Source organism: Ignavibacteriales bacterium (assembly GCA_026390595.1).
Lineage (GTDB): Bacteria > Bacteroidota > Ignavibacteria > UBA10030 > UBA10030 > UBA9647.
This window is the reverse complement of sequence record JAPLFQ010000006.1, coordinates 62,839-81,430: the sequence shown is the minus strand read 5'-3', so window position 1 is coordinate 81,430 and position 18,592 is coordinate 62,839. Positions and strand designations below refer to the sequence as shown.

Here is an 18,592-nt window from a genome sequence, read left to right as displayed (position 1 = left end):
CTATCGGAGGTTCCCATGCACCCATCACCCAATCGAAAACAGCTCTCGTTCACGTTCTTCTCGTTCATCCTCGCCGCTCTTACTCTCATTGCCTGTGAGATGCGTCTCCAAATCCCTTCATCCACCAACGCGCCTGACATTCCGCCTTACGAATTCGAGGCAACCGGTGAGGACTTTCTCATCTCGGCACTGGATGAGGTCCAGGCTATCGCTGACTGGTCAGATTCCTTTCGGAATGGTCCCAGCGCACGACTCTCGGGCAATCCAGCACCAGGGAACAAGACGATTCTGTCGATTACCTCAACTGACACGGTATACATCTATGGTCAGATCATCCCGGGGGGCTACGGTGCTGTTGTCACCGAGCGCTATGCGCGTCCCAAAGGATTGCTGCTGATCACCGTAAGAAAGACATACGGTAAGGCGAATGGCCACATCGTCACCGAATCCAAGCGCTATGCCTCCTATGCAGATCACTTGAGCGACAACCCGCAGCAGAAAACTGTTACTGAAATGTACGGCACTCAGACCGATACCATTGTCACTCATGTGTTGCGTAACGGCACACTTCAGACATACACATTCCGGCTCCCCGTCGTCACCAGGGTCATCAATCCGCAGGACGGATCCATTCGCATAACGTCTCGCTACGCTTCAAATGGTAAGATACTCTCGAAGGTAACGGATGGGGATGGCAATCTTGTTCAACTGCGTAGCAGCTATGGTCAATCTGACGGAAGCACGATCACCAGAACGGAATATCCGGACGGTTCTTGGAGCCAGGTGCGCACACACGGAGAGGCAGATGGAACCGTGACACGCGAAACAACCTCTGGTCTGCCATCATTGGGTTCTGGCAATTGTGGACCGATAGCAAAACCTCCCATTCCTGGGATCAGGCGTCATATCGGCGCGGAGTTTTTGAGTGCTGCTTCCGGCCAAGTTGCTCCTGGCAACATTCCTCGGCCGAGTCTGGCGTCTGGGGTCACAATATTAGGCCCCAGGCCTCCTCGACCGATCGTGGCATAGCAGCAGTCCGGAGAACGAAGTAGCATCTACTTCACAGTACCACATCACCAACGGGTGCACAATGCTTCAACGAAGAAGATCTCTATCCTTCATACTTGTTTTCACTCTTATGGTCCCGTGGTGGGGGATCCTGAATGGGAAAAACCAACTACGCTCATCGTGCGAAGTTGGTCCGACCGTTCCAGCTGAGGCTGGGGGAGCTGGAGCGGTCCCCATCAGGATGCTTTCACAGATCGTCTTGGACGACACTCTATATAATGTCGGTACGATGGATAGTCTCGAGCTTTGCATCTTGCGGCTCGACATCAAGAAGGCAGAAGAAAAGGTGAATGAAACCAGTTTCTGGCGTCGGCTCATCCCCCAGGTTCACTTGTCGGCCAGCCTCGGTATGCACGACCTGATGTTCATCGATCCGACTTCCTTCACACCATACATTCTGCCTCGGGATGCTTACAGATTGACGCTCAGCATTTCACTGAACGAGGTCTTTTTATCTCCAACGCATGTGCAGGCAATCATCGATCTCGAGAGACTCAAAGCGGCTCTATCGCTCCGAACGATTCAGAACATTCATGTTCGCAGATTACTCGAGCAGCAACTCGCCGCACTGCAGGAGCAATCCGAATCACTCGAAAAGGAACTCTCAATAGTCGAAGAGTTGCTCCAATTCAACGAGCTTCGCTTCCAGCAAGGAAGAATCGAATACGATGCACTCGCGAGAACCAAACTGGAACTCCTGAGCCTCCAGCGATCCATCCAACGAATCCACCAACAGCACTCAGAGCTGCAACTGAAGCTATCAAGCCAACCTACCCCCTCTTTCTTAAGGGGGGCTGGGGGGTCCAATGCTCAATGACACCACCCAAATCATCGCCGATGTCCCGGGAAAACACCTCAATCCGCTCTTGCTCGCTCAGTCTCAATGGAATGACTCCTTGGGGTTCATGATGATTGCCTACACCATACAAGATCCAGCCATAAATGGAGCTTCCTCACGATTCTACGATCTCTTCTTCTTGCGTGGCTCACACATTTACGAGTGCGCCAGAATGAACTGCGATTTGCGCTTTCAACTTCACCTCGATGTTGCCCTGCAGACCTTCAAACACTCCGGACGAGAAGACAGCACCCGGGTGTATCTCTTTGCTGCTTCAGGCGAGATTCTTGATCGCTTCCGCTCAACGTTTGTCTATGAACCCTGCCTGAAGGTCCAGCTGGATGGATTGACAAAGAAACAGGTTCACACGCTCCTGACGAGCACGAAGTGCAGGAAGGGGATCATCGAATGCAACGAGTTCATTCATCTTCTTCCGTCGATTGACCTGAAAGATGTGGCCTCTGCCGACGATCTGACGCAGTATAGCCCCCCATTCAAGCGCGGCCGCATTCTATTGTACGACATCGAGAAGAACAAAGAACTGATCGAAGCCAGACATGCTTCAAGCATCAGCGCTCCCGCACCAGCAACCAACCAGTCGGCTATGCCTCCTGAACAGGTAAAGATGCGATTTCCTCACGCATCCCTCGACCAATCTACTGATGACCTGTTCTCAGCCGCCCGTGAAAAGGAGACAGAGGACTTTACAGTCTTCCTGAATCAGATTCTGAACTCTCCGCGCAACGCCGAGGATAGACCTCCTGAGATCGATGCCAACCCGGAAGCTGCTTCATTTGTCATCACGCATCAGGAATCTGAGCATTCAGCGGCTTCAGGCCCAATGCCTCGCCCTTGCCCGCCCATTCATGGGCGGGATCCTTGGCCCCCGAGGAAAATTATCACACGTCGTTCCAAGCATAGTTTCACGGTGCCTCAGCACAACGAACCTCGGCCTGAGCTTTCCGATTACACCAAACTCTTCGATCGGACTTTTCGCTCTTTTCGCCAGCAAGTATTCGATTCCTTCGGCGACAAATGTGACACGGTCATTACTGAAGCGGAACGCAAACTCCGAATTCTTACACCCGAATTCGATCTACAACTGCTCGATGAGAACACAGCTATCCTGGTTTTGGACCTCATTGAAGACATCGCAGGAGGCGCTTCATTCATGAAGCGATCCCGTCTTCGCCAAGCCGCCCTGACACTGGTTGCCGATCTCTACAACAAGCAATACGAACTCTTGGAGAAGCATAAGGTCATTGACAAAGTCGAACAGTTTTACTACCGGCTCAAGAAATGACCCCATTCCTCCCCCTCTCAGGGGGTTGGGGGGTCAACAACAGGAACTAAACGCCATGAAATGGTTTCATCACGACTGCGCAGCACGACACGATCCGAAGCTCCGGATGCTTGCAGCTAAACATGGCCTGGAGGGTTGGGCAATTTTCTGGGCACTTCTGGAAGAAATCGGCGAAGACTCCGACACTTTTCATTTAAAAATCATGGAATTCTCAAAAAAATCAGACAAATCTTTCGCGAATCTTCTGGAAGATCCCCGCAAAGAATCCGAGAACCTGTTCGACAGCAGCGTCGACCTCCCGAAAATTCCGAGACTTCCTGCAAAAACTCTGGCAAAAAATCTCTTCACAACCTCAAAAACACTCACAGCCGTCATCCGCACCTGCGTTAGTATCGGCATCTTCGATCAGCAGAAGTGGTTGAGCTTCAACGTGTTATACAGCCCATCGTTCGAACAGCGTGCAGACGACTATACGCGACGAATTCAAAGAAGGCATGCCCTGAGCGCAGCAGAAGGGGCGCAGAGTGTTCGGACAAACTCCGAACAAAGTTCGAACAGTGTTCGAACACTGTCCGAACAAAATCTGGAGTCGCTTCGGACAAAGTCCGGAAAAGTTCACCTAGAAACAGAAGCAGAACAGATACAGAAGGAGAATAGAAACAGAAGAAACATGTTTGTTAAAGACGCCAATGAAGAAAATCTGATATCCACATCTTGTCAACAGGGCCTTGTCACAAATTACAGTCACCTGATCGAACTCTCTCAGGATGCATTCTTCGAATACAGCGCCAAGGTGCATTCCGAACTTTCCGACTGGAATGATGGCCGATCAAACAAGTTCGATTGGAATCCGACTGAGCCGGAACTCCGCAAACTCTTCCTCGGAGGCGATCAGACACACAAGGAGACATTGTGCTACAGCGCCTACAACTTGCTCGGCGAGAAGACTCACTATGCCGAACTCGTACTGCGTGCAGTGCACTTGATGCTCAAAGCCAGTGCGAAAACTCGAATCACCAATCCATTCGGCTGGATGTGGACCTGCCTCCATGGCAACGGCGATGGCACTCACCCCTGGGTCCAGCTGCTCACCGCTGACGAGGAGAACAGCGTGGCATCCCTGCTCCGCCGCCGCGTCCGTGATAATCACCCTCCGTAAGGGCGAATCGCATTCGCCCGATCCCCCGATGCGCGGGCGGATCTAAGCCGTAAGGGCGTTACACGTAACGCCCATCATCAAAATCAGAGAGGAATCGACCCATGTTCCCCAACACCTTCGCTCTTGACATCGCCAACGACTTCATCGCCCAGATCTCCGCCACCTGCGCTCGCATCGAAATCGTCGGCTCGCTTCGGCGACAGAAGATAGCTGTCAACGACATCGATCTCCTTATGATCCCGAGGTTCATCCAAATGGAGGATGAGACCCTCTTCGGAGGTCCCTATCAAGAGGACCAGCTCGATAAGCAGCTATCCCAGCTTTGCCTGAGTCACGACATGGAACTCGATGCCAACGGCTCAAAGATCAAACGTTTTCTCAAATCAATCGACGGTGACACAATCCCCATCGACCTCTACATTTCCACCGAGCAAACTTGGTGGACCTTGCTCCTCATTCGCACGGGGAGTCGTCAACACAACATCAAACTGGCCCGCAAGGCGCTGGAACTTCAAATGCACTTGAAAGCTGACGGGAGCGGCCTCCTCACGAGCAGCGGCACCCTCATATCTGTTCAAAGTGAAGAGGAAATCTTTCAGCATCTCAAGCTCGAATACCGTTCGCCGGAAGAGCGGGACTGACCATCTCGGAGAAAGCCCATGTCAAACACTATTCCCCACCAAGCGATTCAAAGGATTCTCTGTTCCTGGTCAAGGACACTCGAGCTCGAGCAATTAGGCGGGGAGTCCATCGTCACGCAACGTGACTTGGAGCGGGTGATCAGAGTGCTATCCAATCACGTTGAGCAAACAGAACAGAGTCACTCGGCTTGTGCAATGCAGACTTTCCCAACAGAGTGCTCTAAGCGAGAGTGACGAACGGAGGCAAGATTGGTCGGTCAGACGTTCCCGTCTGACCTTCAGAAGCGTAACAGCATACTACGGACCAGGTCGGCGCTTCTGCGAAAACTCTTGCAACGCCAACGATAGGGATGCCATGAGAAGCTATTTCCGCACTTTGTCAACGATGCGTTCAACGTCATCTTCAGTTTGCAGCTGCAGCGCCCTTGCGCGCTCTCGTACTGCAAGACGAAATCCTTTGTCGTTCTGCAGGTTCAGATACAACCGCAGTGCGTCACGCACGACTTCACTCTTCGTCCGTTGCTCTTTCTGCGCCAGTCTCTCCGCCTGCTTCAGAAGCTTCGGTGGAATCGAGACGGTCACGACTTTGCTTTGTCTCATAAATAGTCCTCTCCGGGGTGTATTACACTGTAATATAGCCACCAACCGCATCGTTGTCAAGTTTGACTACGTCTCACTCCAAATCAAAGGCCTAGCACCCTCATGTTTTTCAAACTCAACCACTCATATACTTGCTACTCAAATACTTCCTACTCCACTACTCACATACTTAATACTCTTCTATGACCACCCCCACACATATCACATTCGCCGAGTTCCTGTATTTGCTCTTGCTTACGACGACGGGTGTCGCGCTCAGTGCATCCAACGCCTTTATCATAGCGATCGCTTCGACATTGCCCGACATTGACACAGCAGCAAGTTATCCAGGCAGGGTTGTTCCTTCTTTGTCCAGATTTCTTGAGCGACGATTTGGCCACCGCACGCTCACTCATTCGGTTGCTTTCATGGTCGGTCTTGCGGTCTTGCTTCTGCCTATCCGGCTGGTGAATGCAGACATCTTTGTCTGCATTCTTGCGGGTTACTCCTCACATCCTTTTCTGGATACGATGACCGTTCACGGCGTGAAGCTCTTCTATCCGCTCTCAAGCTCTAAATGTGTGTTCCCACTGGAGGTCAACAATCCCCATCGTTACCGGCTGCAAACCGGCTCTAAAATGGATCGGATGCTGGGAATCTTCTTCCTCCTCGGCTGCATTCCCGTGTTCTTGATTGCACACCAAGGATATGAGCGCTTCATAAGGTCGACACAGAAGAACATCGAGTCAGCTGTGCGGGACTACAATGAATTCTCCCGGGATAACCTTGTGTTTGCCAACGCCACTGCCTACAACATGCTCACCAAGCATCCCTTCAGCGGCACTGTTGAGGTCATAGGAGCCCTCAATCCCTCCACGTTGATTTTCAAAGGAGCTGATGGAGACCTGCACACGCTAGGGAAGGACTTCGAAGCCGACTTTGTCGCAGATAAGATACTGTGCGAAAGGGGCACTCCTGTCCGTTCGACAGTGCGAAGCATCGATCTAAGCAACCAACTTCTCTCCCAGATCACTGCCTATATCGATACGTCAGTCGAGAACTACCTCTTCGGTGATCTTGCCACAACAGACAAGGTATCCTTGCCAGAGAACATCAGAATATTCAGTCCTGTAACGGGGGGCGGCGGAACTGTCAAGTTCAGCTATGCCAGGTACCGGGATATTCTCACGTTCAATCTCGAGTACGTGTTCATCACAAAAGGGATCCTGACCGTGAAATCAATTCTCCCAGGCAAGAACCAGGAGAGTCAATCATCGCCTGGTTTGACCTTGCCGAGGCTTGAGAACTATACCCAGATCTCAGTCACGCTCGATCCGAAGGAATCCATACAATTTTGCAAAACGAGGGGGGACACCGTGAGGGACAAAGAGATCCTTGCAAGAAAGGACCTTGCGCAGTTCTTCCAGGATCAGATCAGCCTCAACGAAGGCAAGATACAATCGCTGGAGAGCCAGAAGTTGACCTTCCTCTCAGAAGTCAATCAGAAGATCGTCAATGCGGAACAGGCTGCAAGAATTGATTCGACAGAACACGCTCAACGAACAGAGCTTTCAAAAGGAGGGTTTACATCTGATCGCGTGCTTACTGTTTCGGAACTGAAGTGGCACAAGAGCAAGACAACCCTGTCGCAGCTTCTTGCATCCCGGTCAGCCACCCAGTCCAGGACCGCACTGGAAATCCGCAAGCTGTCCCTGACCAATCGACAACTAAGATCAAAGGCAAATGCCGCCGAGAAGCAATCCGAAATTCACTCAACCGTGAACGGTCTCCTGATGGACATCCGTCAGATTCCTCACAACAACAAAACCCAGGTCACATTCATAATCAAGCGAATGAACTGACAGGCCCCGCATCCCCTCCTTTTTTTAGGACGGGGCAGGGGCAGGTCCACATCCCCTCCTATTTAGGAGGGGACCGAGGGGAGGTCCAAAACCATGTCTTATTCTTGCTCTTCCTGCAACTCCTTTTTCCCAAACTTCCAGATCACCTGTCCCGATTGCGGACGCTGGAATTCTCTCCGCAAACAAGTGGCCGTGATATCGAAGGACGGCGTACGACCCATAGCGCTCCCTAAGATCGAATCCTTCAGCGTCCCAAGAATCAGGACAAGGATTGAACAGCTCGACCTGCTGCTCGGTGATGGCTTCGTTCCCGGAAGCACTGTTCTGCTTACAGGTCAGCCGGGAGCCGGCAAATCAACTCTCTTGATGCAGGTGTTGAAGAAGATGAACATCCCATCGCTCTATGTCACCGGCGAAGAGTCTGTCCAGCAGCTGAAGCTTCGTGCAGACCGCCTGAGGATAACCTCACCAAACATCTTTGTCCTTTTCGAATCGAACATGAGTGCAGTCCTTTCTCATGTCAATCAGACGAAGATAAGGATGCTCGTTGTCGATTCAATACAGACCATTTATTCTGATACGATGACCTCACTGCCGGGAAGTTCAATGCAGATACGAAAGTGCATCTATGTCCTACGGCGGCTAGCGCAGCAGCAGAATATCGTTCTCATCATTGTCGGACAGGTCACCAAGAACAGAACCACGGCTGGCCCAAAGCTCCTCGAGCACGCAGTCGATGTTGTATTCCATTTGGATGTGCAGGAGGATCAGGAACATCATCGCATCCTTTACGCTAGTAAGAACCGATTTGGATCCACAGCCCCTCGGTGCCAGCTCTATATGCGAAAGACTGGGCTGGTCTTTCACGGGGTGAAGCCGTGAAAGATTTAGTCCTTCCATCTGACCTTCGTCAGGATCTGACCTTCTTTGGAAGAACAGAGGAACTTTATCTCCTTGTCAAGAACCTCTCAAAAGGCCGTCACACGCTGCTCGCAGGAGACAAGGGTATTGGTAAGAGCCGACTTATGCTTGAAGCGAAATGGATCCTTACCGGCCACACCAGGCGCATCGATTTCTCAGCGAATATCATGGCGCAGCTGCGTGGCAATCTGGGTGTTCGCATCAAACCGGATCAATACAAGATGCTCTTCATAGAACACTCAAGCCCGCTGGGCGATTGCATCAAGGAAATCGCCGAAGACCTCTTCTATCTCGGGGACCTTCACGTAGAACTGGATGGCGAGCGGACAGATTGGGCAACAGCCAAAAAGCAGCTCTCTGGGCTTGGCAGCAACAAACTCCAAGCTTTGATTTTCGAGGGCATCTCCCAATCGCAGAAGCCCTATTTGATCTTCTTTGACAACTTGGACAGGATCTCCCCAACACAGCAGAAGTTTCTGGAAACTATTCTAAACGTTGCCCTTGTCTGTGCAGCTGTCGTCCAGATGAAGGAGAACTTCCAATTCAAACGTATCTGGGCATCCTTCACCAAGATCGACTTGGAACCACTGCCGGAGGCTGTTTCCATTCAGCTCATCAACTACTTTTTCGAGAACTATACTCTACACATCATCGATCCAGAGCTCTATCGAAGAGAGATCCTCAAAGCTTCCAATGGTAATCCGTTCCACATCAAGAACATGCTTTGGCATGGCTCCAAAGAGAAGTACCTCGACACCCAGGAGATACGCAAACTCCGTCAGGTCGATGAGGGGCATTACTTCAACATGGGGCCCATCTATGTTTTCGGCATCAGCATCTTCACCATCTTCAAAATCTTTTCAATCGGCACAGACAACAGAGAATTCTACATCTACTTCTCGACACTCGGATTTTTCGCGTACCTCATCTTCCGAGTGTTCAGAGCGTTCTTCCTTTTCAGGCCTCAGAAATACAGATGACGATACAGCATGTAAAGTGAAAGTGGATGTCACTGCTGGGAGGGATCGACACGAGTCATGGCATCATTCTTCAAAAGGAGCAATGGTATTTATTATACAGCCTATCGGGAAAAAGGCCGCAGCAGGTGGATTTCCCTTGGAACGAAGGATCTTGAGAAGGCCCGAGAGCTTTTCGCTTCGCTCGCACCACACCTCGATAGGCCAAGGCGTACGAATCTCTCGGGTTTTATGCAGCGCATTGAACAGTATTCTCTGGCAAATCTCTCCATTGGCACTGGCAGTCTTTATACTCGTGCATTCAAGCATCTGCTCGAGACCCTCGGAAACCTCCCGCTCAGAGCCATCACTCCGTTGGACATTGAGCAATTCAAGCAAGCGCGGCTACGCAAGGCCTCCCCTGTCACCGTCAACATCAATCTCCGCACGCTTCGGGCAGCCTTTCAACTTGCCGTAGACTGGCGACTAATCGATGAGAATCCAGCAAGGAAGTGCAAGTTGCTCAGAGTACCCGCAAAGGATCCTTGCTTCCTCACCTTGAAAGAGTTCATCAAGCTGTGTTCTGTGGTCGAAGATGTGGGGTTTCGACGCCTTCTCTTGTTTGGCGCTTCAACCGGAATGCGGCGGGGCGAACTCGTGAACCTGTGTTGGGAAGATCTTGACTTCGATCGGCGTTCGATCCGGATCAGAAATCGATGCAATTTCGTGGTGAAGGGCTACAAACCGAGGACAATCCCAATGTCAGCTGATATCTACAATATCTTCATGCCGCTGAGGAAACCTACGGGCTATGTCTTCTCAGACAAACAGCAAGCTCCACTGAGCGCGCATGCAATTTCCCGTCGATTCAAGAGTCTTGTGCGGAAGTGCGAGTTGCCAGAACAACTGCATTTTCATTCGCTCCGCCACTCATACGCCTCTTGGATGCTCATGGCCAATGTTCCCATCTCCGTCGTAAAGGAGCTCCTCGGTCACAGTTCAGTAGCTGTGACCGAGATCTACGGACACTTGTCAAACGAATACCTGCGAGAGAGCGTGGGCAAGCTACAACTGCCCGATGTCGACAAGCTCACGAACTGATCTTAATGTAGAGGAGAGGGGCCTTTCCAAGTTGCTGCTAACAAATCTGTTAGCATGCACGGATCAGCAGCCGCAAGTCATTGCTCAAAGCCAGGTTCACACTTGTACACCAATCCTGCCACGTTCGCGACACATTGATCTTTCGCATCTCGGAACATTTGCCGACTAGCTCAATGTCAGTCGGGGTGTCAGGCGTTCAACAGTTCTATGCCGCTGGTTCGGCTCTGCGCAGGCTGGAAGGCTCACTATTGCTGTGTCGTCAATCGTGTTATCAGGAGGGAGTTTTGAACTGCAAGTCCAAGTCGGCAGCCAAATTGGAACTGGTGTTTCTCTGTGCTCAGAGGGCAGAATTGCTAAACTCGCTAGATTCAGGAGCTAAAACGCCAAAAGAAAATCCCCAGTGTTGATGGGGATTTTTTGTGTACGTGATTCGAAATCCTACCGAAGTCTTACATCCATATGGCCCCTGGTCCTCGGCCTCAACGCAGGAGGGTCATTTTTTTCGTCTCCACGAGTTGTCCAGCTTGCAAGCGATAGATGTATGTCCCGCTCGGAACATCGGGCTGCCATCGAACCGAGAAATACCCCGGTCCAAGCTCCTCTGATAGCAAGATCGCCACTTCCTTCCCCAACAAGTCAAACACTCTCAATGAAACATAACAGCCGTTCGGCAATGCAAATTGGATGATCGTGGTGGGGTTAAAAGGGTTCGGATAGTTCTGGCTCAATACAAAGTCTGTAGGAATTGAGCCATCGAGCTTTTCGACTGCGGTGGTACGGATCGTCTTGAAGCTCCTGGCGTTAGAGAAGCCGCTGAATCCTGCGGCGTTCTTCGAGCGGACCCGCCAGTAGTATGTCGTACTCAAAGCCAGCGCACTGACCGATCTCGATGTGGTCGTGAGTGTCGTGTCATCGACCACGGTCGATGCAAAGGATGAGGATGTCGACGCCTGCAGGTGATATCCGGTAGCACCGGTGGCGGCATTCCAGCTCAACGACGTGGTCAACTGCAGGTTGATTGCGCTGTCGGCCGGTGACGCAAGCGTTGGTGCTTGAGGTGCCGACACAATTTCAACACCGGTGATCCCAAAATCTGAAAATGGTCGTCGCCATACTCCACTTCCACCACCGCCTGTACCCCCAACAGTACCGGCAAAAATATTCATGCCATTGGCAACTAGCGCAGAAACCCATGTCCTTACCAAACCACTATTGACCTTTGTCCAGTTCGCTCCATAGTTCGTTGAAAGAAATACACCTCCAGTGGTTCCGGCAAATAGATTTGTATCGTACATAGCTAAAGTAATGATACTACCAAAATCCGTGAATCCATTATTTACCTGTGTCCAGCTTGTTCCACTATTTGTTGAAAGATATATACCATCAGGAGTACCGGCAAATAGATTTGTACCGACGCAAGAAAGAGCAGTAACCCAAACACTGGGTAAGCCATTAGTGATTTGTTTCCAATTTCCCCCATTGTTCGTTGAAGTAAATAGACCCCCATCAGTAGCGGCAAAAATACTTATGCCATTAGCAACTAGGGCAGAAACACTTGTCCCACCTAGATTATTATTGACTTGTGTCCAGCTTGTTCCATTATTTGTTGAAAGATATATACCATCATTAGTTCCCGCAAACAGATTTGAACCGCTAGCAGCAAGAGAATAAACGTTCGTATTAGTCAAGCCATTATTAATTTGCATCCAACTTGATCCATTGTTCGTTGACAGATACACTCCTTTCTTCCTTTCTCCGGCAACAATATTTTCACCGAGAGTAGAAAAAGATGTAATATCAGCATTACCCAGCTCGAGCGTCCAACTTGTCCCTTTATTGGTTGAAAGATACATGCCCCCAAGAGCACCTGCATGAATATTTGCACCGTTAGCAACTAGCGCACGAACACCAGAGTTCGTCAGCCCTGTATTCAGTTCTGTCCAATTTGTTCCGTTGTTGGTTGAAAGAAACATGCCTACATTAGTGCCAGCATAGACATTTGTGCCGTTGACGCAAAGCGAACGGACATGAGTATCAATCAAGCCATTATTGAGTTGTGTCCAGTTGGTTCCATTGTTCGTTGAGACATAAACACCGCCATCCCATGTACCTGCAAATAGACTATTACCAACAACGGCAAGGGAGAACACTCGCGGAATATAATAGATACCATCTACCGGCACAACCAAACCATTAATAACCGGTGTCCAATTGGTGCCATTATTTGTTGAAAGATACACACCTTCATTAGTTCCCGCAAACAGATTTGAACCGCTAGTACAAAGCGAAAAGAGATTCTTGGGAAAGCCACTAGTCACTTGATTCCAGTCTGTTCCATTATTCGCCAAAAGATAGCCACTGCCATCAGAAGCGCCCGCAAAAATACTTGAACCCATTGAAGTTAGAGCGGTAACACTGCTTGTTAGAGGAAGGCCATTGCTAATTTGTGACCAAGTAGCCCCGTTATTGGTTGAACGAATAACACGACCACCAGTAACCGCATAGATATTCGTACCGCTCACGGTAAGAGAGGCAACATTGGCGTTCGCAATTACCTGAGTCCAACTTGTTCCGTTGTTGGTTGAAAGAAATACGCCTCCACCCGACGGAACTCCAGCGAAAATATCCGTGCCGCTGATAACTACCGAATAAAAAATGTGATCGCTATTGACGTTTTTCCAGTTTGCCCCATCGTTCGTTGAAAGAAACATACCCCCCTCAGTGGCCGCAACAATAGTATTACCGCTACTAGCCATAGAAAAAATTGGACCCCCATTAGGTCCATTTGTTTGCACCCATTGTGAATACGACGGATTCGAACTGGTGAATAGGCAACACAACAAAAAGAGTAATCTGAATGTGCTTTTCATCTGCGTCCCCTTTGATGAAACAGAGAAGTGCAATTGTAACTCATTGATATCTCTATTCCCTTGGCTCTTAGACAGATCATTTTCGCCTCATAGCGCATACTCGGTTTTCAGAGGCATGCCACGGTGCTGCCTGCCAACGTACTGCAGGATTGACTCAGAAACAATGCGGGGGAGGGGGGCGCAAGGAGTTGTACCTTGTTTGTGGGCACGAGGGAAACACGGCCTCGCTAGGTAGTTGGATTGTTTTGACCAACCTTCTTCAGGGATTCGTCATAGAATTCAGCCACTTGCAAGCCAAGAAGCCCGAGACAAGGGCGGGAATTCTCACACCTCGCTAGACTGAGCAGTTGGGAAGCTAGAGAAATAGCCCGAGGATTCAGGGCTTTTCTGCGAGTGAAACAGCGGCTTACCGATTCCCTACTTCAACCTGTTTGGTTCAGACAAAGCGGGCATCTGCATTTCCAGCTTTTTCACCCGCAGTTCAGAGAACCGGAAGTTCTATATTCACGCGCATCAGAGTGCGACAACAGTATTTAGCATAAGAAAGCTCCCTGAGATGATCGGCACGTTTTCATCTGCGAGATGAACATGGAGCCGCATGGGCCCTGAGCAAATTACTGATTGTGAACTAACTCATCGTTAATTGTTGTGAAAGACGCTCGACGGTGTTGTGCAACTGACTGGGCGCAAGGTGGGCATAGATCTCGGTAACCTGAATTGTCGAATGCCCCATTAGCTTTTGAACTTCATAGATCGGGGCTCCGTTCTGGACCAACCAACTCGCAAACGAATGCCGGAGACTGTGAAAGTGATAGCCAATTGGAAATCCCAGACGGTGGACATGTTGGCTGAACTTCCTGCTCAGGTACAGATCCCTTACTCTTCTCCCCTCTATTGTGAACACGTAATCTTCGGATGTCTTGTGGTCAAGCCGCTCTAAGAGCTGTAGTGCAATCACGTTCAACGGTATGACTCTTCTTTTGCCACTCTTCGTACGATAAGTGCTACTCGAATGTACTCTCACTACCTTCTGTGAGAGGTCGACATCCTTCCACCGAAGGTTGACAATCTCCCCTCTCCGCATTCCCGTGCACGCGGCCAATATCACGATCGATCTGAACCACTCCTGCCTGATTGAACCAACGATCAGTTTGAAATCTTCAGACGAAAAGAATATCGGATCCCGTTCGGGGACCCGTGACAGAGGAACTCTGGTGAATGGATTAGAGCTCAGGATTTGCCAACGAATGGCATAGTAGAAGGCAGATCGAAGCGCTCTGAGGTTGATATTCAGCGTTATAGGAGAGACTTGTTTGATTCTGCGCTGCCGGAACAGATCGATATGCTGTGCGGACACTGTCGCGAGTTGAAGATCGCCGACTGTGGAGAGGAAGGACTTGAGCGCGTGCCGATATATTCCAAGCGTGCCGGTGGAGTAGAAACTCGAAACCCTTGAGAGAAACTCACTGATGAACGTGGAGAGACGTTTGGGTTGATTCGCCTGCCGTGGCTTATCTTCAAAAGTTTCCAGATGTTTTGACGCTCTGGCTCTTGTGCGTTCTCCGGTACTAATCCATCGGCGACGGCCGTTCTTTCCGTCAGTGACAATGTAGAAGATGCCGTTCGAACGTTTGAACAGGGTGGGCATGGGACACCTCTGCGGATTTGCTGTTAGCAGAAGTGTTAGCAGGTGGGAAAAGCAGCTGTAAGTGTTGTACCCCCAACGAGATTCGAACTCGTGTACCGAGCTTGAAAAGCTCGTGTCCTAGGCCTCTAGACGATGGGGGCAGAAAAATGTCGATTGCAGATTATCGATTTTCGATTGATACCCGCAGGTATGGGTTTCAACATCAATCGACAATCGAAAATCACGAAATCGACAATTCGCTTGGGCGACCAGTGGGTTTCGAACCCACGACCTCCAGGGCCACAACCTGGCGTTCTAACCTACTGAACTATGGCCGCCATGTGTTTCTTAAGGAAGGCTCTCAAAACCCGATGTGCGACCAAAATCGGACGTTTCACCCCTTCCCAGAGAGCGCAAAGCCCGTTATTTTCATAACAGGCTCCGCATTCATAAAAATACGCAAACTTCGATGGAAAGGCAATAGCATTTTCGCGGGTAAACCCCGAGCTCGATCACCCCGGCGATTCTCACACATGCGACATAGTTGGCCTTTATTGGAAAGACCTACCTTCTTGCCGGAACCATTGTTAACTTCTGTCAACGTATTGATGCGAAACTCCACCGGCTGTTCCAGAGTCCTCCATATCCCGAACTCGGCTGCGTGGCACAGAACTTGAGCCATACTCACTGAATGTCATTCCGGAGCATGTAGATCCTGCTCGTACCCGCGCGATCGTTCGCCAGTCGTCTTGCGATTGTTGTCAGGGTCTTCCGATAATTATCAACATTCGTGCATAAACATCCAAGGAAGCAAAACAGCGATGAAAAAAGACTTTCTGACAATCCGTGATTTCAGCCGGGAAGAAATCCTCGGGACCCTCAAGCTCGCCGCTGACATGAAAGCTCATCCGCAGAACTATACATCGGCTCTCAAAGGCAAAACGCTCGCGATGATTTTTGAAAAGCCTTCGCTCCGCACCCGCGTGACGTTCGATGTCGGAATCCATCAGCTCGGCGGATTTTCCATCTCCCTCTTGCCGATGGAAATCAGTCTCGGCAAACGTGAGTCGATCCACGATGTCGCCAAGAATCTCGAACGCATGGTCCAGGGAATCATGATCCGCACGTTCGCGCATCAGATCGTCGTCGATATGGCGCGGTTCGCTTCCATCCCCATCATCAACGGGCTGACAGACTATTCGCATCCATGTCAGGCGCTTGCGGACTACCTCACCATGCAGGAATTGAAAGGCGAACTCAAGGGGCTGAAGCTCTGCTTCGTCGGCGACGGCAACAATGTCGCTCACTCGCTGATGTTCACAGGAGCCCGGCTGGGGACGCATGTTACAGTTGCATGCCCGAAGGGCTATGAACCAAGTCCCGTAGCACTTCAGTACGCAACCGAAGATGCAAAAGAAACCGGCGCGCGCATTGAAGTCGTGCACGACGCCTCCGAAGGCGTGAAGGACGCGGACGTGATCTACACGGACGTCTGGGCGTCCATGGGACAGGAATCTGAAACCGAGGCGCGCAAAGCGATCTTCCAGCCCTTCCAAGTCAACAAGCAGTTGATGGCGAGAGCGAAGAGCGGCGCGATATTCCTGCACTGCCTGCCTGCTCATCGCGGCGACGAGGTCACTGACGAAGTAATCGACAGCTCGGCCTCCGTCGTGTTTCAGGAAGCGGAAAACCGCCTGCACGCGCAAAAGGCGGTCATGGCTCAACTGATGAAATAGGATACGGACGTATGGCACGAACTGCGTTGATTGCGGTGGGCGGAAATTCTCTGATCCGGGTCGGAGAGAGGGGAACTATCGAAGAGCAGCTCGCAAACGCTCATCAGACGGCCCGTAAAATAACACAGCTTGTCGCTGACGGTTGGCGCGTCGTGATTACGCATGGCAACGGTCCACAGGTCGGAGCCGCGCTTCTCCGCTCTGAACGGGCAGCCGGCGAAGTATACACCCAGCCTCTGGATGTCTGCGTCGCCAACACACAGAGTGAAATTGGCTACATGCTCGAGCAGGGCCTCCAATGTGAACTCCGGCGTGCCGGCTTTTTCATGCCTGTGATGACGATTCTGACGCAGGTACGCGTCAGTCCCGATGACCCCGCCTTCACAAACCCTACCAAACCGATAGGCCCATTTTACACACAGAAGGCTGCCGAAGAAAAAATCAGGCAGCACGGCTGGGCGATGGTCGAAGACGCCGCCCGCGGATACCGGAGAGTGGTCCCATCACCGCAGCCTCTCGAAATTCTCGAACTGGAAGTGATCCGTCAGATTCTTGATCTCGGCATCATCGTCATTGCGCTCGGCGGAGGCGGAATCCCTGTCCTTGTCGGCGAAGATCATTCTGTGACAGGTGTGGAGGGCGTCATTGACAAAGACCGGGCATCGTCCCTCCTCGCAACCGGACTTGGCATTGACTGTTTCGTGATCAGCACGGATGTCGATCAGGTGTTCGTCAATTATAAACAGCCGTCACAACGGGCTGTGAGGCAGGCAACTGCAGATCTCATGGAGCACTATCTGAACGAGAATCAGTTTGCAGCCGGCAGCATGGGGCCAAAAGTTGAAGCGGCCGTTCGTTTTGTCCGCAATGGGGGGCGCGATGTGTTCATCACCTCGTGCGACCAGTTGGTCGAAGCAGTCCGCGGCAAAGCAGGTACGCATATCACGGCAGCACTAGATCACGGGCAGGAAGAATGAAACTACAACATGTCATCGAATCGCAGCAGTTTTCAGTCCCGAACCTGATGGAGCTGTTCGGCCGAACCCGTCAGATGGAACGGATCGTTCAGCGCGGCGGCACGCGCGATTACGAAAACCGCATCATGGCCACGCTGTTCTACAAGCCATCGACACGAACCCGTTTTTCGTTTGAAGCTGCAATGTACCGTCTTGGCGGTCGGGTGCTCTCCACCGAATCCGCGAAAGCGTTCTCCTCCGTGGTGGAAGGAGAGCAGCTCGAGGACACCATCAGGATCATAGCCAACTACTGCGACGTCATCGTGCTTCGGCATAACGAAGAAGGAGGAGCAAAACGAGCAGCAGCGGTCTCCCCCATTCCCATTATCAACGCCGGCGACGGGGAAGGCGGCCAGCACCCCACACAGGCACTGCTCGACCTCTACACAATCTACAATGAGTGCAACACGCTCAACGGCCTTTCCGTCGCTCTGATAGGCGCACTGGACACCGGCAGGACAGTCCGATCTCTCGCCTACCTGCTCAGCAAATTCGAACGGGTAAAACTGTACTTCCTCGCTCCTCCTGAGCTTCAGATCAAGCAGGATATTATCGACCACCTTGAGGAACGCGACGTCTGGTACCAGCTCAGCTCCGACCCGGCCGAGGTATTGCCCTCCGTAGACGTGGTGTATCAAACGCGCATCGATCGTGAACGCCTCAAGAGGCAGGATGTCGCCCTCTCGCAATACAACATCAATCCCGCGATGCTGCACCAGATAAGATCCAACACAATTATTATGCATCCGCTGCCGCGCTCGGTGGAAATCGATGCTGCAGTCGACCGGGATCATCGCGCGGCGTATTTCCGTCAGTCACAAAACGGTCTCTTTGTAAGGATGGCGCTGCTTACGATGCTCTTCGATGAAGAATGAGATGGTCTTGACGAGGCATGCGCCGCCGTCAACGGAATTG

The 18,592-nt window shown here is 51.2% G+C and carries 15 protein-coding genes and 2 tRNA genes; 12 read left to right on the top strand and 5 right to left on the bottom strand.

The annotated features are described in order from the left end of the window. The first annotated feature begins 15 nt into the window (after positions 1-15). The 5 genes from NTU47_02255 to NTU47_02235 all read left to right on the top strand — a co-directional run bounded on the left by NTU47_02255 (position 16) and on the right by NTU47_02235 (position 5,009). The gene (locus tag NTU47_02255; protein ID MCX6132610.1) at positions 16-1,029 is read left to right on the top strand and encodes a hypothetical protein; all 1,014 of its coding nucleotides are present in this window, start codon (positions 16-18) and stop codon (positions 1,027-1,029) included. A 238-nt stretch (positions 1,030-1,267) separates the two neighbouring features. After that, positions 1,268-1,885 (top strand): TolC family protein, encoded by a 618-nt coding sequence (locus NTU47_02250; protein ID MCX6132609.1) that lies wholly within the window; start codon positions 1,268-1,270, stop codon positions 1,883-1,885. After that, entirely contained in the window at positions 1,875-3,209 is a 1,335-nt protein-coding gene (locus NTU47_02245; GenBank protein ID MCX6132608.1) for a hypothetical protein, read from the top strand. The genes NTU47_02250 and NTU47_02245 overlap by 11 nt, the downstream gene beginning before the upstream one ends. A 55-nt stretch (positions 3,210-3,264) precedes the next feature. Further along, positions 3,265-4,368: a DUF4373 domain-containing protein gene (locus NTU47_02240; GenBank protein MCX6132607.1), complete on the top strand. Its 1,104-nt coding sequence runs from the start codon at positions 3,265-3,267 to the stop codon at positions 4,366-4,368. A 101-nt stretch (positions 4,369-4,469) separates the two neighbouring features. Beyond that, positions 4,470-5,009 (top strand): hypothetical protein, encoded by a 540-nt coding sequence (locus NTU47_02235; GenBank protein MCX6132606.1) that lies wholly within the window; start codon positions 4,470-4,472, stop codon positions 5,007-5,009. Positions 5,010-5,372: 363 nt separating this feature from the next. On the opposite strand, the gene NTU47_02230 is transcribed toward NTU47_02235, so the two are convergent. Next, a complete protein-coding gene (locus tag NTU47_02230; protein ID MCX6132605.1) occupies positions 5,373-5,609 on the bottom strand; it encodes a ribbon-helix-helix domain-containing protein in 237 nt (78 codons plus the stop codon). A 182-nt stretch (positions 5,610-5,791) separates the two neighbouring features. Here NTU47_02230 and NTU47_02225 point away from each other — a divergent pair, with 182 nt between their 5' ends. From NTU47_02225 to NTU47_02210, 4 genes are all read left to right on the top strand, one after another. Continuing rightward, complete coding sequence (locus tag NTU47_02225) at positions 5,792-7,450, top strand: metal-dependent hydrolase (protein MCX6132604.1); 1,659 nt, start codon at positions 5,792-5,794, stop codon at positions 7,448-7,450. Positions 7,451-7,543: 93 nt separating this feature from the next. Then, a complete protein-coding gene (locus NTU47_02220; protein MCX6132603.1) occupies positions 7,544-8,332 on the top strand; it encodes an AAA family ATPase in 789 nt (262 codons plus the stop codon). Beyond that, on the top strand, positions 8,329-9,351 hold the full coding sequence (locus NTU47_02215; protein MCX6132602.1) for an ATP-binding protein: 1,023 nt from the start codon (positions 8,329-8,331) through the stop codon (positions 9,349-9,351). The genes NTU47_02220 and NTU47_02215 overlap by 4 nt, the downstream gene beginning before the upstream one ends. A 57-nt stretch (positions 9,352-9,408) precedes the next feature. Then, positions 9,409-10,428 (top strand): tyrosine-type recombinase/integrase, encoded by a 1,020-nt coding sequence (locus tag NTU47_02210; GenBank protein ID MCX6132601.1) that lies wholly within the window; start codon positions 9,409-9,411, stop codon positions 10,426-10,428. Between the two features lie 479 nt (positions 10,429-10,907). Here the strand turns inward: NTU47_02210 and NTU47_02205 are convergent, their stop codons facing one another. The 4 genes from NTU47_02205 to NTU47_02190 form a co-directional block, all read right to left on the bottom strand. Beyond that, entirely contained in the window at positions 10,908-13,139 is a 2,232-nt protein-coding gene (locus NTU47_02205; protein MCX6132600.1) for a T9SS type A sorting domain-containing protein, read from the bottom strand. A 787-nt stretch (positions 13,140-13,926) separates the two neighbouring features. Further along, the gene (locus NTU47_02200) at positions 13,927-14,946 is read right to left on the bottom strand and encodes a site-specific integrase (GenBank protein ID MCX6132599.1); all 1,020 of its coding nucleotides are present in this window, start codon (positions 14,944-14,946) and stop codon (positions 13,927-13,929) included. A 67-nt stretch (positions 14,947-15,013) separates the two neighbouring features. After that, positions 15,014-15,086: transfer RNA gene (locus NTU47_02195), tRNA-Glu, on the bottom strand. A gap of 103 nt (positions 15,087-15,189) precedes the next feature. Beyond that, a tRNA-His gene (locus NTU47_02190) sits at positions 15,190-15,263 on the bottom strand. Between the two features lie 483 nt (positions 15,264-15,746). Between NTU47_02190 and argF the strand changes: the two genes are divergently transcribed. From argF to pyrB, 3 genes are read left to right on the top strand one after another with little or no spacing between them, the layout of a single operon-like run. Beyond that, the gene (gene argF, locus NTU47_02185) at positions 15,747-16,661 is read left to right on the top strand and encodes an ornithine carbamoyltransferase (protein MCX6132598.1); all 915 of its coding nucleotides are present in this window, start codon (positions 15,747-15,749) and stop codon (positions 16,659-16,661) included. An 11-nt stretch (positions 16,662-16,672) separates the two neighbouring features. Further along, a complete protein-coding gene (gene arcC, locus NTU47_02180; GenBank protein ID MCX6132597.1) occupies positions 16,673-17,638 on the top strand; it encodes a carbamate kinase in 966 nt (321 codons plus the stop codon). Further along, on the top strand, positions 17,635-18,552 hold the full coding sequence (gene pyrB / locus NTU47_02175; GenBank protein MCX6132596.1) for an aspartate carbamoyltransferase: 918 nt from the start codon (positions 17,635-17,637) through the stop codon (positions 18,550-18,552). Before arcC ends, pyrB begins: the two co-directional genes overlap by 4 nt. The last annotated feature ends 40 nt before the right edge of the window (positions 18,553-18,592 follow it).